13 protein-coding genes are annotated in these 16,477 nt (G+C 58.0%); 3 read left to right on the forward strand and 10 right to left on the reverse strand.

The features are described 5' to 3' along the window. Positions 1-13: 13 nt before the first annotated feature. Positions 14-2,377 carry a TIM-barrel domain-containing protein gene (locus AM329_RS09910; protein ID WP_032608910.1) on the forward strand — a complete coding sequence of 788 codons (2,364 nt, stop codon included), beginning with the start codon at positions 14-16 and terminating at the stop codon, positions 2,375-2,377. Positions 2,378-2,468: 91 nt separating this feature from the next. On the opposite strand, the gene AM329_RS09915 is transcribed toward AM329_RS09910, so the two are convergent. Beyond that, complete coding sequence (locus AM329_RS09915) at positions 2,469-4,064, reverse strand: ABC-F family ATPase (RefSeq protein ID WP_003858434.1); 1,596 nt, start codon at positions 4,062-4,064, stop codon at positions 2,469-2,471. Positions 4,065-4,286: 222 nt separating this feature from the next. Between AM329_RS09915 and ldtB the strand changes: the two genes are divergently transcribed. Then, positions 4,287-5,207 carry a L,D-transpeptidase gene (gene ldtB / locus AM329_RS09920; protein ID WP_003858435.1) on the forward strand — a complete coding sequence of 307 codons (921 nt, stop codon included), beginning with the start codon at positions 4,287-4,289 and terminating at the stop codon, positions 5,205-5,207. A gap of 41 nt (positions 5,208-5,248) precedes the next feature. On the opposite strand, the gene AM329_RS09925 is transcribed toward ldtB, so the two are convergent. The 9 genes from AM329_RS09925 to mntR form a co-directional block, all read right to left on the reverse strand. Beyond that, complete coding sequence (locus AM329_RS09925) at positions 5,249-5,965, reverse strand: GntR family transcriptional regulator (protein ID WP_032608909.1); 717 nt, start codon at positions 5,963-5,965, stop codon at positions 5,249-5,251. Positions 5,966-5,979: 14 nt separating this feature from the next. Then, positions 5,980-7,302 carry a PTS sugar transporter subunit IIC gene (locus AM329_RS09930; RefSeq protein WP_032608908.1) on the reverse strand — a complete coding sequence of 441 codons (1,323 nt, stop codon included), beginning with the start codon at positions 7,300-7,302 and terminating at the stop codon, positions 5,980-5,982. 51 nt (positions 7,303-7,353) lie between these two features. Then, positions 7,354-8,730, reverse strand: a complete 1,377-nt coding sequence (locus AM329_RS09935; protein ID WP_032608907.1) for a glycoside hydrolase family 1 protein — start codon at positions 8,728-8,730, stop codon at positions 7,354-7,356. A gap of 161 nt (positions 8,731-8,891) precedes the next feature. Then, a complete protein-coding gene (locus AM329_RS09940) occupies positions 8,892-9,932 on the reverse strand; it encodes an aldo/keto reductase (RefSeq protein WP_032608906.1) in 1,041 nt (346 codons plus the stop codon). A gap of 102 nt (positions 9,933-10,034) precedes the next feature. After that, positions 10,035-11,558, reverse strand: a complete 1,524-nt coding sequence (locus AM329_RS09945) for an efflux transporter outer membrane subunit (protein WP_032608905.1) — start codon at positions 11,556-11,558, stop codon at positions 10,035-10,037. Further along, positions 11,558-13,129, reverse strand: a complete 1,572-nt coding sequence (locus tag AM329_RS09950) for a DHA2 family efflux MFS transporter permease subunit (RefSeq protein ID WP_015571056.1) — start codon at positions 13,127-13,129, stop codon at positions 11,558-11,560. The genes AM329_RS09945 and AM329_RS09950 overlap by 1 nt, the downstream gene beginning before the upstream one ends. Next, positions 13,126-14,220 carry an HlyD family secretion protein gene (locus AM329_RS09955; protein WP_015571057.1) on the reverse strand — a complete coding sequence of 365 codons (1,095 nt, stop codon included), beginning with the start codon at positions 14,218-14,220 and terminating at the stop codon, positions 13,126-13,128. Before AM329_RS09955 ends, AM329_RS09950 begins: the two co-directional genes overlap by 4 nt. 101 nt (positions 14,221-14,321) lie before the next feature. Beyond that, complete coding sequence (locus AM329_RS09960) at positions 14,322-15,431, reverse strand: anion transporter (protein WP_032608904.1); 1,110 nt, start codon at positions 15,429-15,431, stop codon at positions 14,322-14,324. Then, on the reverse strand, positions 15,428-15,901 hold the full coding sequence (gene mntR / locus AM329_RS09965) for a manganese-binding transcriptional regulator MntR (protein WP_022650657.1): 474 nt from the start codon (positions 15,899-15,901) through the stop codon (positions 15,428-15,430). Before mntR ends, AM329_RS09960 begins: the two co-directional genes overlap by 4 nt. A 183-nt stretch (positions 15,902-16,084) precedes the next feature. Between mntR and mntS the strand changes: the two genes are divergently transcribed. Next, positions 16,085-16,213 carry a manganase accumulation protein MntS gene (gene mntS / locus AM329_RS09970; protein ID WP_017384915.1) on the forward strand — a complete coding sequence of 43 codons (129 nt, stop codon included), beginning with the start codon at positions 16,085-16,087 and terminating at the stop codon, positions 16,211-16,213. The last annotated feature ends 264 nt before the right edge of the window (positions 16,214-16,477 follow it).

A 16,477-nucleotide genomic window follows, 5' to 3' on the forward strand; every position in this document is an offset into this window, starting at 1 on the left:
GGATGTATTGCATATGAAAACCCTGAAAAACTGGACCCTTGATACGCAGTCGGCAAACCATCTGGAACTGCTGGTCGATAGCCAGCACTGCCTGTGCCTGTATGTGCTGGAAGAGAACCTGTTCCGCGTGCTGATCAAGCGTAAAGGCGAGCTGGCGCTGGACCGCACCTGGAGCATCGCACCGGAAAAAGACGTGCCGTGGGAAGGTCGCCGTCGTGACGATATCAGCGGCTTCTCCTGCCCCGCCTGGACGCTGACGCAGCAGGACGATACGTTAACCGTGGCAACCGAGCAGCTGCGCGTCACCGTCCACCAGCCGCTGTGGCTGGAGTGGCACTACCGCAATGACGCGGGCGAGTGGCAGCCGCTGGTCAATGACCGCCCGACCAGCGCCTACCTGCTGAACGCCCACGGTGACGGCGTGGCGCACTATCTCAGCCGCCGTAAGGATGAACGTTTTTACGGTCTGGGTGAGAAAGCGGGCGATTTACAGCGCAACGGCAAACGCTACGAGATGCGTAACCTGGATGCGATGGGCTATAACGCGGCCAGCACCGATCCGCTGTACAAGCACATCCCGTTCACCCTCACCCGTCGCGATGATGTGAGCTACGGTCTGTTCTACGATAACCTGAGCAGCTGCTGGCTGGATCTGGGTAACGAGATCGATAACTACCACACCGCCTATCGCCGCTGGCAGGCGGAAGCGGGCGATATCGACTACTACATCTTTACCGGCAGGCGCGTGCTGGACGTCACCAAAGCCTTCGTGCGCCTGACGGGGAAAGCGCTGTTCGGACCGAAATGGAGCCTGGGCTACAGCGGCTCGACCATGCACTACACCGACGCGCCGGACGCGCAGAATCAGCTGATGAACTTTATTCGCCTGTGCGAAGAGCATGCCATTCCGTGCGACTCGTTCCAGCTCTCCTCCGGCTATACCTCGATTAACGGCAAGCGCTACGTCTTTAACTGGAACTACGACAAAGTGCCGCAGCCGAAGGTGATGAGCCAGGCGTTCCACGACGCGGGGCTGCGGCTTGCGGCCAACATCAAGCCTTGTCTGTTGCAGGATCATCCCCGCTACAGCGAAGTGGCGGAACGCGGCCTGTTCATTCGCGATTCAGAAACCGATGCGCCTGAACGTTCCAGCTTCTGGGATGACGAAGGATCGCACCTCGACTTCACCAACCCGCAGACGGTGCAGTGGTGGCAGAACGGCGTGACCACGCAGCTGCTGGAGATGGGCATCGACTCCACCTGGAACGACAACAACGAGTATGAAGTGTGGGACGGGGAAGCGCGCTGCTATGGCTTCGGCCAGGAGATCGCCATCAAGCACATTCGCCCGGTGATGCCGCTGCTGATGATGCGCGCTTCGCTGGAGGCCCAGCAGCGCTTTGCGCCGGAGAAACGTCCGTATCTGATCTCCCGCTCCGGCTGCGCCGGGATGCAGCGCTACGTTCAGACCTGGAGCGGCGACAACCGCACCAACTGGGACACCCTGCGTTATAACATCCGTATGGGGCTGGGCATGAGCCTGTCCGGGCTGTTCAACGTCGGGCACGACGTCGGCGGTTTCTCCGGCGACAAGCCGGACGCCGAGCTGTTCGTGCGCTGGGTGCAGAACGGCGTGATGCACCCGCGCTTTACCATCCACTCGTGGAACGATGACCAAACGGTGAACGAGCCGTGGATGTATCCGGGCGTCACGCCTGCCATCCGCGGCGCGATTGAGCTGCGCTACCGCCTGCTGCCGTATCTTTACACCCTGCTCTGGCAGGCGCACGCCGACGACGAACCGATGCTGCGCCCGACCTTCCTCGATCATGAGCACGATGCGCAGACCTTTGAAGAGTGCGACGACTTCCTGCTGGGCCGCGACCTGCTGGTCGCCAGCGTCGTCGAAGCCGGGCAGCGCGAGCGCCGCGTCTGGCTGCCGGATAACGAAACCGGCTGGTACGATTTTTACACCCACGCGTGGTATGCGGGCGGGCAAGCGATCGTCCTTGATGCGCCGCTGGAAAAACTGCCGCTGCTGGTGCGCGCCGGGGCCGGTCTGCCGCTCAGCGAGCGCATCCGTCACGTGAGCGCCGATAAAGACGATACCCGTGAGCTGAAGCTGTTCCCGGTGAAAGGCGTCGGCACAACCTCGGGGCTGCTGTTTGAAGACGACGGTGAAAGCTGGGGCTACCTGAACGGCAATGCGCTGTGGGTGGAATGGGAAATGGTGTGCGATGGCGCAACCATCAACCTGAAGGTGAACGCTCGCGGCGACTATCGTCCGGCATGGAAGGCGCTGAAGGTATCATTACCGGCGGGGGAAAAACGTACGCTGCGGGTGAATGGAGTTGAAGGGGGCGAGTGGGTGGTGTAGTGCGGCCTGTAGCCCTCACCCTAACCCTCTCCCACAGGGAGAGGGGATAAAATGTAGGCCGGGTAAGGCGAAGCCGCCACCCGGCTATTTTTTAACTCTCGATACCTTTACTGCGCAGGTAATCTTCGTAGTTACCGGTGAAGTCCACCACGCGCTCTGGCGTAATTTCGATCACGCGGGTCGCCAGCGAGCTGACGAACTCACGGTCGTGAGAGACGAAGATCAGGGTGCCCTGATACATCTCCAGCGCCATGTTCAGGGATTCGATCGATTCCATATCCAGGTGGTTAGTCGGTTCGTCCATCACCAGAATATTCGGTTTTTCCATCATCAGCTTGCCGAACAACATACGGCCCTTTTCACCACCGGATAGCACTTTGGCGGGCTTTTTGATGTCGTCCTGGCTGAACAGCAGACGCCCCAGAATGCTGCGTACCGCCTGCTCATCGTCGCCTTCCTGCTTCCACTGGCTCATCCAGTCGAAGACAGTCAGATCGTTTTCGAATTCATATTCATGGTCCTGCGCGTAGTAACCAATCTGCGCGTTTTCAGACCATTTCACGGTTCCGTTGTCCGGTTGCAGTTCACCCACCAGGGTTTTCAGCATAGTGGATTTACCCACGCCGTTGGCGCCGAGGATGGCAATCTTCTCGCCCACTTCCAGCAGCAGGTTGAAGTTTTTGAACAGCGGGCCTTCATCGAAGCCTTTGGTGAGGGCTTCCACTTCCAGCGCGTTACGGAACAGCTTCTTGTCCTGCTCGAAGCGGATGAACGGGTTCTGACGGCTGGAGGCTTTAACCTCTTCCAGCTTGATTTTGTCGATCTGACGCGCACGCGAGGTCGCCTGACGCGACTTAGAGGCGTTGGCGCTGAAGCGGCTGACGAAGGATTGCAGGTCCGCAATCTGCGCTTTCTTCTTGGCGTTGTCGGCCAGCAGACGTTCACGTGCCTGGGTTGCCGCCGTCATGTACTCATCGTAGTTGCCTGGATAAACGCGCAGCTCGCCGTAGTCCAGATCCGCCATGTGGGTACACACCATGTTCAGGAAATGACGGTCGTGCGAAATGATGATCATGGTGCTGTCGCGATCGTTCAGCGTCTGCTCCAGCCAGCGGATGGTATCGATGTCCAGGTTGTTCGTTGGTTCGTCGAGCAGCAGGATGTCCGGGTTAGAGAACAGCGCCTGCGCCAGCAGCACACGCAGCTTCCAGCCTGGCGCGACTTCGCTCATCGGGCCGTAATGCTGTTCAACCGGAATGCCGACGCCCAGCAGCAGCTCGCCCGCACGCGCTTCCGCAGAGTAGCCGTCCATTTCACCGTATTGCGTTTCCAGGTCGGCCACTTTGTAACCGTCTTCTTCGCTCATCTCAGCGAGACCGTAGATACGATCGCGCTCCTGCTTCACTTCCCACAGCTCCGCGTGCCCCATGATCACGGTGTCGAGCACGGTGAACTCTTCGAAGGCGAACTGATCCTGACGCAGCTTACCGATGCGCTCGTTAGGGTCGAGCGACACGTTACCGAGCGTTGGCTCCAGGTCACCGCCGAGGATCTTCATAAAGGTGGATTTTCCGCTACCGTTGGCACCAATCAGGCCGTAACGGTTGCCGCCGCCAAATTTGACGGAAATATTTTCGAACAGCGGCTTACTGCCAAACTGCATAGTGACGTTGCTGGTAACTAACACGGAGAGATTCCTGCGAAAAGTGTGATAAACGAGGCATTATGCCACAATTCCGAATTGAGATCCCGTGTTGCAGTAATCCACTAAACTTTAACAAAATCGAAAAAAATGTGATTTCGTACACATCTGAATTCCCAGTTAACGGGAATGCACATATAATGCGCTCCCATTACCGATTCAGACTTATCAACTCATCGCCAGAATGGCTTAGATACCTCGCATAACATGAACATGAAATTAACAACGCTTTTTGCGGCGGCGTTAGCCGTAGTAGGTTTTTGTAAGACCGCGTCTGCGGTGACGTATCCCCTGCCGACAGACGGAAGCCGTCTGGTGGGTGAAAACCAGGTGGTGACGGTGCCGGAAGGTAACACTCAGCCGCTGGAATACTTCGCGGCGCAGTATCAGCTCGGCCTGTCTAACATGCTGGAAGCGAACCCGGGCGTTGACCCGTATCTGCCGAAAGCGGGTACCGTACTCAACATTCCACAGCAGCTGATCCTGCCGGATACCGTGCACGAAGGTATCGTGATTAACAGCGCCGAAATGCGTCTGTATTACTACCCGAAAGGCACCAACACCGTGATCGTTCTGCCTATCGGTATCGGTCAGCTGGGTAAAGACACCCCGCTGAACTGGACCACCAAAGTGGAGCGTAAGAAAGCGGGCCCAACCTGGACGCCGACCGCCAAAATGCACGCTGAGTACATTGCTGCCGGTGAACCGCTGCCAGCCGTTGTGCCTGCCGGCCCGGATAACCCGATGGGTCTGTACGCGCTGTACATTGGTCGTCTGTATGCCATCCACGGTACAAACGCCAACTTCGGTATCGGCCTGCGCGTAAGCCACGGCTGCGTGCGTCTGCGTAATGAAGACATCAAATTCCTGTTCGATAACGTGCCGGTTGGTACGCGCGTGCAGTTCATTAACGAACCGGTGAAAGCGACGTCAGAGCCAGACGGCAGCCGTTACATTGAAGTGCATAACCCGCTGTCCACCAGCGAAGATCAGATCAACAACAACGAAATCGTACCGATTAAGCTGACCAGCGCGGTGCAGTCCGTCACCTCTCAGGCGGATGTTGACACGACCATCGTTGACCAGGCGATTCAGAACCGTTCCGGTATGCCGGTGCGTTTAAACTAATCGTGATAATTAAAAAAGCGGACCTTGAAGTCCGCTTTTTTTTATCCGTTATTCACGATAACGATGCCGCCATGGTCATAGCGATAGTGACAATGGGCGTACTCCAGCGGCGTACCATCTTCCAGATAGATCACCTGCTCTACCTCCAGCACCGGGTCGGTTGGCTCGCAGACAAGGTGCTGCATATCCAGCGCACTGGGCTTCAGCGCCCGCACCACACGATACGATCCCATGATCTTCAGCCCCAGCGTCTCCTGCACATACCGGAATACCGAACTTTCAAGATGGGTTTTGTTCAGACCGGGGACCAGATTGAGCGGCATTACCGTGGCGTCCAGAGACATCGGCTCACCGTTCAGTAAACGCAGACGGATAAAGTCATAGATCGGCGTATCCGGATTTATCATCAGCGATGCCTGCTCTTTCTCGTTCGGGAAACGCAGTTCGAAGTGCACAACCTGACTGCTCACCGTGCCTAAATGTTCCCAGGTTTTGGTCGCCCCGAAGTAGTCGCTGCCGGAGAGAGCCCACTGGGAAAGCTGGAGGAAATTTTTGCGGATGAACGTGCCCTGCCCCTGTCGGGTATAGACCAGCCCTTCGACAATCAGCTGACGCATCGCCTGCTGAATGGTCATCCGGCTGGTGCTGAACTCCGCCGCCAGCGCGAACTGGTCCGGCAGCGGTTCATTGGCGGCGTACTGCTGGCTGATGATGCGTTTTTTAATTTCCCGCGCTATGGTGATGTACTTCGCCGCCATCGTCCTTCCTTAAATTAGTGTTCTGTCCCGCTGTTTTTTAAAGCCACTCGCTCGGCAACTTTGAGGAAAGGCAGGTAGAAGAATACACCAAATACGATGATTGCCAACTGCACCACTACCGCGCGCCAGTCCCCCGCCGTCGCCAGCCAGGCGCTGAGAATTGGCGGCGTGGTCCACGGGATCATCACCACGCAGCGCGACATGAACCCCAGCGTGGTACAGAGCCACGCAAAGTAAATCCCGATAGCAGGCAGCAGCACAAACGGGATCATAAGCGGCAGGTTAAAGACTATCGGCAGGCCGAAAATCACCGGCTCGTTGATGTTAAACAGACCCGGCGCCAGCGACAGACGCGCCACCTGCTTCGCTGATTTCTGTCTTGAGAAGATGAAGATAGCGATCAGCAATGAGATTGTGCTGCCCGTCCCGCCCACCATGCCAAAGGTCGGCACAAAGATGTTGTTGATGATGTGCGGGATCGGCTGGCCGTTGGCGAAGGCCAGCATATTTTCATTGGTATTGATCAGCAGGAACGGCTCCAGCACCACGCTGTTGACCACCGACTGATGAATACCGAGCGTGAACAGGAAGTTACCGAAGCTGTAGATGAAAATCGTCCCCGGCAGGCTGGTGTTGATCAGCCGCAGCGGCTGCTGGATAAAGGTCGTAATGAGATGGATCAGGTCCGTGTGCAGAACGTTTGCCAGTATGGCCGCCAGCACCGCAAACAGGGAGAGCGTGAGGATCGTCGGGATCAGCGCGGTAAAGGATTTACTCACCGCTGGCGGTACGTTCTCCCCGAGCGAAATGTGCAGCGCCTTCAGCCGTGAAATGGCGATAAACAGCTCGGTTGAGAGCAGCCCAATCAGCACCCCGGCGAAAATCCCGGTGGAGCCAATATTGGCGAACGTCAGAACCTGGGTGACGTTCACCGTGGCGTCGCTGCCGACGGGGGTAATCTGTAAGCGCATCGGCATCATGATAATGAAACTGCTGACGGCGATAACCACTGCCGAGACCGGATTGTCGAAATCTTTGTTGCGCGCCAGCGACCAGGCGATCATCGGGGCCAGCAGCAGCGCGGCGATGTTCAGCGTGCCGTTGATAATCGCCTCGCCCCACACCTTAAACTGCGTAAGCGTGTCGCCCGCAAAAATCCACGGGAACACCACGTTATTCACCAGCACCGCCAGACCGGCAAGGATGAAAATCGGCATTACCGTGGCGAAGGCATCGCGAAGGGAGCGAAGATGCACCTGGTTTGCCAGGCGCGCCGAGAACTCTACAAATTTATCGACAAAAGACTGCATGTGCGGTGTTATTTTTGTTTCAGACATAGCGGAGTGTTCCCATTAATCAGTCACAAAAACGGCCCGGCAGCGTACGGCTTACATCTCGCGTCCGTTGGTATGGATAACCTGTTTTAACCACGCGTAGCTCTTCTTCGGCACGCGCTTCAGGTCTTTCAGGTCGTGATTTTCACGGTTGACGTAGACCACGCCGTAGCGCTTGCGCATGTCACCCTGCGAGCTGAGAATGTCAATCAACCCCCAGCCGAGATAGCCCATCACCTCTGCCCCATCCTCGAATATTGCCGCTTTCATCGCCTCGATGTGCGCCCGGTGGTAGTCGATGCGGTAGGTGTCCTCAATCGGATTCACGCCATCCCAGGACTCAATCACCCCAATACCGTTCTCAATCGGGAATACCGGCATCCGCCAGTCGTTGGCGTAGCGGGTGATGATGGTGCGAAAGCCCAGCGGATCGATCTGCCAGTTCCACTCGGTGGCCTTCAGGTACGGATTGTTTTTCTCGCCGTGCAGCAGGTAATAGTTAACCGGCGTGCCTTCCGGGATGGCATCGCTGTCCAGCGTTTTGCTGGCGTAGTAGCTGAAGGCCATAAAGTCGTTCTTCGTGCGCGCAAACAGCGCGAGATCGTCTGCGCGGTAGATATCGCCGAAGCCCTCCTGCTCCACCACCGCCATTACCGCCGGGCTGTAGCCCTGGCCCGCGAAGACGCGCAGCAGGTTCTGGTTGAGGAATTCGTCGTACTGCTGGGCGCAGAAGATATCGCGCGGTTTGCAGGTGGCCGGATAAATCAGCTGGTGCGCCAGCATGCCGCCCATCAGCTTGCCCGGCTTAGTCTGGTGCAGGTATTCGGTCAGAGTCATGTGCGCCACCATCGCATGGTGCTGAAGCTCATACAGCTCGCGCAGGGTTTGCTCACCTTTCATGTAACCGGAAATGCGAAAAGCTTCCGGCATATGGAAAATGTTCTGCTCGTTGAAGGTCAGCCAGTACTTCACCCGGTCACCGAAGCAGTCGATCATCTTTTTGCCGTAGCGGATAAAGGCGTCCACCACGCGGCGATCGTTGAAGCCGTTGTACTCCTGCGCCAGCGCCAGCGGCATATCGAAGTGGTAGAGACAGACCATCGGCTCGATACCGCGGGCGAGCAAATCGTCAATAAAGCGGTCGTAAAACGCGATACCTTCGTCGTTGAACTCGCCGTCACCCTGCGGGCAGACGCGGCTCCAGGAGATCTGGAAGCGGTAGCAGTCCATGCCCAGATCCTGCATCAGATCGAAATCTTCCCGGTAGCGGTGGTAGGAGTCGGTCGCCACTTTCCAGTCAGAGATGTTCTCCCCGGCTTCCCGAATGTCGTACACCGACATCCCCTTCCCGCCCTCATTCCATGCCCCTTCCGTCTGCATGCTGGATACCGAGTTGCCCCATAAAAAGTTGGCTGGCAGTGATTTGTTCATGGTCGCTCCCTATATGACTAGTCATTTAAATTTCATGACTAGTCATATAGGCGAAGATGAAATTTCGATCAAAGGCGTGGATCGTTTTTTGTGAGGTGGGTTGAAATAAAGACCAGAGTTAGTAGCCCCGGTAAGCGAAGCGCCACCGGGGAAAAGGAAGGTTACTGCTGCGCGAGCTGGCTACGACGGTATTCTCCCTGCCGCTCAAGCATCCAGCCCGGATATTCACGCGGCAGCGCGCTGACGGTATCCAGCTGTTTAAGCTCGTCTTCGCTTAAGCGGATCCCGGTGGCGGCAATATTATCGTCCAGCTGATCGACGCGTTTCGCACCAATAATGACACTGGTCACCGCTTTCTGGTGCAGCAGCCACGCCAGCGCGATTTGCGCCACGGAAACGCCTTTACTTTCGGCGATGATACGCATCACGTCCACGCAGTCGAAGGCGCGATCCTTATTCACCGGCGGGAAGTCGAACGCCAGGCGACGACTACCAGCCGCGCTCTGCCCGTCGCGATCGTATTTTCCGCTCAGCAGACCACCCGCCAGCGGGCTCCATACCATCAATCCAACGCCTTCGCTCTGCATCATCGGCACCAGTTCGCGCTCAAGATCGCGCCCGGCGATGGTGTAGTACGCCTGCAATGAGGCAAAACGCGCCAGCCCCAGACGCTCAGAGATGCCGAGCGCTTTGGCAATCTGCCATGCCGCCCAGTTCGAGACGCCGATATAGCGCACGTGACCGTGCTGCACAAGATTATCCAGCGCGTAAAGCGTCTCCTCGATGGGGGTAGCGGGGTCGAAACCGTGTAGCTGATAGAGATCGATATGATCCAGCTGCAAGCGACGCAGGCTCTCCTTCACGCCGCTGATGATGTGATAGCGCGAGCTACCGCGCGAGTTCACCCCCGCAGTGCCGGTTTCACCAAACACCTTGGTGGCAACGACCACGTTCTCGCGCGGAATTTTCAGGTTCTTCAGCGCCTGCCCGGTGATCTCCTCCGAACGCCCTTCCGAGTAAACGTCGGCGGTGTCGATAAAGTTGATCCCGGCATCCAGCGCGCGGCCCACCAGCTGCTCGGCCTCGTTTTGCTGAAGCTGACCAATTTTGCCCCACATGCCGCCTTCACCGCCGAAGGTCATGGTGCCGAGGCAGAGTTCAGAAACAAACAGTCCGGTATTGCCCAGTTTTTGATAACGCATAACGCTTTCCTCGCATGTCGATTGGGTGTCTGTTAGTTATACCCGCCCCCCAGCCATCGCGAATGTGGCGTTCCTGTCCGTATCTTGCCCAATCCTCTGAATCTATCCGCGCGGGGCGTCGCCAAAGACGCTGTAGTCTGGCAGCCGCACCTGCTGATACGGCTCCCAACCGCCGCCGAGGGCTTTGTAGAGCGCCACCAGGTCAAGCGCGCTCTGCACCTGCGCCTGCACCCGCTGCTGTTCGGCCTGAGCGAGCTGACGCTGGGCGTCCAGCACATCAATAAAGCTGGCGATCCCCTGCCGGTAGCTGTCGCTGGCGAGATCAAAGGCGTTTTGCAGCGCGTCGATGGTTTTCGCCAGGCCCGCTTCACGCTGCTGGTCGGTGCGATAGCTCACCAGCGCGTTTTCAACGTCGCCGAGCGCCGTCAGCACCGTCTGACGATAGTCCAGCACCGCCGCCCCCTGCTGCGCGCGCGCCACCTTAACGCTGGAGACCAGCCGACCGCCCTGGAAAATCGGTATGGAAACCTGCGGGCCAAAGCTGTAGAAGTGGCTGCTCCAGTCGGTTAGCCAATTGGATTCGCTGTTGCGCAAGCCAAACTGCCCGGAGAGGGTAAAGCTCGGGAACAGCTCTGCCACCGAGACGCCAATCTGCGCCGTGGCGGCATGGAGATTCGCCTCCGCTTCGCGCACGTCCGGGCGACGGCGTGCGAGGGTGGACGGAATACCGGTCTGCACAATATCCGGCAGGGCAGGCATCGGCTGTACGGATTGCAGTTCGGCATCCAGCGCGCCCGGCGGCTTACCAAGGAGGATCGCCAGCCCGTTCATCGCCTGGCGTTCCTGCGCCTGATACTGCGGCAGCTGCGCTTCAAGATTGCCCAGCTGCGCCCGGGCGTTCTCCACGTCCATCTGCGGCGACAGCCCGCCCCGCTGGCGGCTTTCGGTCAGATCCAGCGTCTGCTGTGCGCTTTCAATTTGCGTATTAAGCGTGGCAATGATGCTCTGCGCCCCACGCAGCTGTAGCCACGCCCGCGCCACTTCGGCTTCCAGCGAGACCAGCGCATCGTTACGCTGCTCGATCGCTGCCCGCTGCTGCGCCTCGGCCGCTTCTACCTGACGGCGCGCCTTGCCCCACAGGTCGATTTCCCACTGGGCGTCGAAGCTGCCCTGATAGAGGTTAATCGGCTGCGTCAGCGGGCCTAACGCGCCCCGCAGTTCAGGATCGACATTATTCAACTGGTCGTACACACCGTGGGATTTTAGCTCCCCTTCCAGCCCAAGCTGCTGGCGCGTCGCCTGCACATTGCCATTCACCGACGGGAAAAACGCCCCGCCGGCCTGGTTAATCTGTTCGCGCGCCCCGGCAATGCGTAATACGGTTTGCTGTAGCGTCAGATTTCCGGCGATGGCGCGTTCAATCAGGCTGTCGAGCTGCGGCGAGCCGAAGGTTTTCCACCAGCGCGGGTTAGTGGCGGCGGAGGAAGTTTGCGATTTCACCGCGCTGTCGCCCTTATCGTTCCAGTGCGTGGTGGCGAGCGGTGCAGGCTGTTGGTAGTCCGGCCCGACGGCGCAACCCACCAGCAGCATCATTATAATCAGGGGGTGTAAACGTCTGTGTATCATCAGTGTGCTCCTGCACTCCCCTCGCTCTTAACCGGCGAGAGCAATAAACAAAACGGAATCAGTAATAAGGCCACCGCGCTCAGAATGGTGAAGACGTCAATGTAGGCCAGAAAGCGCGACTGCTCGATCATCGTCTGGTACATCCGTCCGGTGGCAATGCCGGTCGGATCGCCCACCTGAGTGGTGAAGTTCTGGATCGCCTGGGCGCTTTCGCGAATCGCCAGCTGGAATTGCTCGTTAAACGGCGAAGCGTGGTAAGCCAGATGCGCGCTGTGCGCCTGCGAGCGCTCGGTGATCGCCGCCGTCGAGAGCGAAATCCCAATCGAGCCGGCCACGTTGCGGAACATGGTAAACAGCGCCGCCGCGTCGGCGTTAAGCCGCCTCGGGATCGAGATAAAAGCAATGGTGGTGAGGGGCACAAACAGGAACCCCAGTCCAATCGACTGAGCGCTGCGGAACAGCACCAGCGTTTCGAAATCGATATCCGGCGTCAGCGTGCGGGACCAGAAGAACGACACCGCCAGGCAGGTAAAGCCGAAGGCGATGATCCAGCGCGTCTGCACCACCGGCATCAGCTTCAGCACCAGCGGGATGGTCAGCACAATCAGTACCGCGCCGGGCGAGAGCACCAGCCCGGACCAGGTGGCGGTATAGCCCAAATCCTGCTGCGCCAGTTGCGGAATAACCACCGAACTGCCGTACAGGATCATCGCCATCCCCGCCATCAGCAGGCTGGAGATCGCAAAGTTGCGGTCCTTCATACAGTGCAGATCCACCACCGGCTTTCTGGCATACATCAGCCAGTAGATCGCGCCGATAATACCGACCAGCGTCAGTACTGCGAAGGTGCGGATAAAGTTCGAATAAAACCAGTCATCATCTTCGCCCCGGTCGAGCATCACCTGCAAACAGCCAAGACCGAGGGCGATCAGGCCGATCCCCGTCCAGTCGACGGTGAGCTTCTCTTCCGACTTTTTCTCCCACGGCGGATCTTCCAGCAGCTGATAGATGGCCAGCACCGTCACAATCCCTACCGGGATATTGATAAAGAACACCCAGCGCCAGGAGTAGTTATCGGTGATCCAGCCCCCCAGCGTGGGGCCGAGTACCGGCGCGACGATAATGGCAATGGATGAAAGGCCAAAGGCTTTGCCCCTGTCCTCCGGCTTAAAGTAGTCGAGTAGCACCGACTGCTGGGTGGGCTGCAACCCGCCGCCAAAGAAGCCCTGCATCACGCGGAACAGGATGATTTGCCATAGCTCGGTGGCGATACCGCACAGGAACGAGCAGATGGTGAACATCACAATGCAGATCAGGAAGAACTGTTTGCGGCCAAACAGGCGGCTGAGAAAGGCCGAAATCGGCAGCACGATGCCGTTCGCCACCAGGTAGCTGGTGAGCACCCAGGTGGATTCGTCATAGCTGGCCGAGAGCGACCCCGCGACGTGGGGCAGCGCCACGTTGACGATGGTGGTGTCCAGAATTTCCATAAACACCGCCAGGGTGACCACAATCGCCACCGCCCACGGGTTACTGGCGGGCTTCCAGTTATCGTGGCTGTGATCCGTCATTCCACGGTGACCTTCGGTTCAACCGACAGCCCCAGCGGCAGCGGCTTGTTCGGATCCAGCCCTTTATCAATGACGATTTTCACCGGCACGCGCTGAACGATCTTCACAAAGTTACCGGTGGCGTTTTCCGACGGGAAGGCGGAGAAGCGCGAGCCGCTGCCCTGCTGGATGCTGTCGATATGGCCTTCCAGCTCCATATCCGGCCAGGCATCGACGGACACGGTCACTTTGTCGCCCGGCTTCATGCGCTCAAGCTGCGACTCCTTGAAGTTCGCCACCACCCACACGTTCGGGGAAACCAGCGAGAACAGCGCCGTACCTGCCTGCACCAGCGTACCGGGCTGGACGTTGCGTTTGGTGACAAAACCGTCGAACGGGGCGCGGACTTCGGTATAAGAGAGATTCAGGTTGGCGGTTTCCAGCTGCGCTCTGGCCTGATCGACCTGGCGTTCGCGCGCTTCGACGTTGGTCTCCTGCTGGCGAATTTGCAGCTGTACCTGCTCCGCCACTTCCAGCTGCGCCTGCGCGCTGGCAAGGCCAGCCTGGGCACTGCGCAGCTGAGCGTTCGCGGCATCGATACTTTGTTGCGTGGTCGCACGCGGGTCAACGCCGCGCTGACGGCGGTACTCCGCCTGCGCGTTGGCCATATCCGCCTGGGCTTTCAGTACCTGGGCTTTGGCTTCATCGCGCTGGGCGGGATATTGCACTTTCGAGAGCGCCAGCTGCGCCTGCGCCTGATGCAGCTGCGCAACCGCCAGCCCAAGCTGGGCCTGGGCCTGATCGCGCTGGGCGGTGGTATCACGCGGATCGATCACCACCAGCACATCCCCTTTCTTCACGCGCTGGTTATCCCGCACGCGAAGTTCGGTGACGTAGCCTGCCGTTTTTGGGGCAATGGTTACAACGTCGCCGTCGGTGAAGGCGTCGTCGGTGGTCTCTTCGTTACGGGTTAAAAACCACCAGACCAGCGCCACGATCACCATCACGATGACCACGATGCCAAGGATAATTAACGGTTTTTTGCCCGGGCGCTTGCGCTCGTTATTGTTTTGATCCTGCTCGTCAGCAGGTGGGTTTTGATCTTCTGCCATAGTTCAGCAACGGTCCTGTCAGTGAGCGGCATCACACTATGCCGTTCACTAAAGCTAGGACGTTGCTATACATTTGCCAGGAAAAACTGACAAATTGCGCACTATATGAGAAGGAATAGTCCGAAACCGACCGCCGCTGACCAGAGCAGCATCGGGATTGACCATACATGGAAGCGCCACCAGATGCGGCGATCGTTGGCCATCCGCAGGGCGATGAGGTTAGCCAGCGAGCCGGGCAGCAGCCCAAAGCCGCCGACGTTGACCGCCCACGCCAGCAGTACCGTAGGGGGAACATAGTTAAGCAGTAAAATGGTGGACGGCACGTTACTTATCACCTGCGAGAGACCAATCGCCGTCAGCCATAATCCCGGCTGCGACAGACCGCCAACGCTATGGAGAACGTTCTGCAATACCGGGAGCTGGATCAGCAGATGGACGTCAATAAACATCGCCATAAACACCAGCAGCAGCGTCCAGTCAACGCTCACCAGCACCCGCCGGGCGAGGAACAGGAAGCCACACGCCACCAGCAGCGCGCCAGCCAGCGCCTGGTTTAACTCCAGCGCGATAAGAAAAACGATATACAGCCCCAGGCAGCTCCAGACGAGACGCGGCTGCCACTGGGGGCCGGTGGTGCCGCTGTGGTACTGCAACGTTTTATTCGGGAAAGCAAACCAGCCCACCGCCAGCAGCGTCGCCACGATCGCCAGCGCCAGCGGCGCCATCTGCCCGGTAAATGCGGTAAACGACAGACCGGAGCGTCCCCACAGCAGAATGTTCTGCGGGTTACCGATCGGCGTAAGCAGCGAGCCCGCATTGACGGCCAGCGCTTCAAAGATAATCAGACGGGTAACCGGTATTTCGCACAGTTTACGCAGCGTGAGCGTAAGCGGCACCACGATAAACAACGCCACGTCATTAGTGAGAAACGTCGACAGCAGCGCCGCCGAAAAGACCATGAACAGGGCCAGCTTGCGCTCGGTGGCGAAGCGGCGCACCATTTTGCGCCCCAGCACGTCAAAATAGCCGCTCAGCTCCACGCCTTTGGTGAGCATCATCAAACCGCTCAGGGTAATTATGGTGCGCCAGTCTATGGCCGCCGGCCAGGTGTGCGGCGTGAAGGGCACAAAGACGCTGAGCCCAACGCCAGTGATAAGTAAAAGATGGAAAAAGCGATCGCGTTTCAGGGCCTGCAAGCCGGGGATGTTCATTCAGCGGAGGGACCGTATTTGAGCGTAAATTCGCGGAACTTCACCAGCGTCTCTTCGCTAACGTGGTGTTCCATACCTTCGGCATCCCGACGGGCGATTTCCGGGCTGACGCCCAGTACCAGTAAAAAATTCTCGACGATCTGATGGCGCTCGCGGCTCTCCTGCGCCAGTTTTTCGCCTTCAGCGGTGAGAAACACCCCGCGCCAGGGGATCATCTCGATCAGCCCGACCGACGCCAGACGTTTTAACATTTTGGCAACGGTTGGCTGCGACACCCCAAGGCGTGCGGCCATATCCACCTGGCGCGCTTCTCCAACCTCACGAATCAGATCAGAGATCAGTTCGACATAATCATCAATCAGCTCCCGGCGATGCGCCTCGCGCACCTGGCGGAAGCCTTCCACATGCTCTTCAACGTTCACCAGTTGCGTCGTTTTTTTTGTTGTTGGCTTACCTGCGCGACGGTTCATTGTGCTTCCTCAATGGGGTTGACGCTTCCAGCGCCCTGTAACGGAGCGCACATTGTAAACCATAGCTCTACAAGCACAAAAAATTAACGAATTAGCCATAGCTATACAATATAGCCTGTGCTATATCTGTATGTAATGCAGTCACCCTTCACGGATCGAAGGGATCATGAATCAGGAGGTCTTATGAATGAATTCAAGAGGTGTATGAACGTGTTTACCCACTCTCCTTTTAAAGTGCGCCTGATGCTGTTGAACATGCTGTGCGATATGTTTAACGCCAAACCCCAGCAGGACGACAACTCTTCCCACTAAGCGGCGTCGCGGTACGCCGCTTCATTTTCCTGTCACACTTTCGCTGTAAGCTGGCCTGTTCCCGATTATTTTTGCGTATTTGCAGCCCCCTTCGCAAAACATCTGTTTAGCAACTGTTGACCTTAATTCACGCTCGCACTATCTTCTTGCAGCCCTGCACAATTTGCGGCTCGCTGAAGCGGACCTCTCATTCCCTTTCCACGCACTGTCCGGCAGGCTTTGACCCTTGACGCCAGGGTGAGCACATGGCGTTTTCGTGATAGT

The organism is Enterobacter cloacae complex sp. AR_0002, from assembly GCF_001922365.1.
In the GTDB taxonomy this organism is placed as follows: Bacteria; Pseudomonadota; Gammaproteobacteria; order Enterobacterales; family Enterobacteriaceae; genus Enterobacter; species Enterobacter hormaechei_C.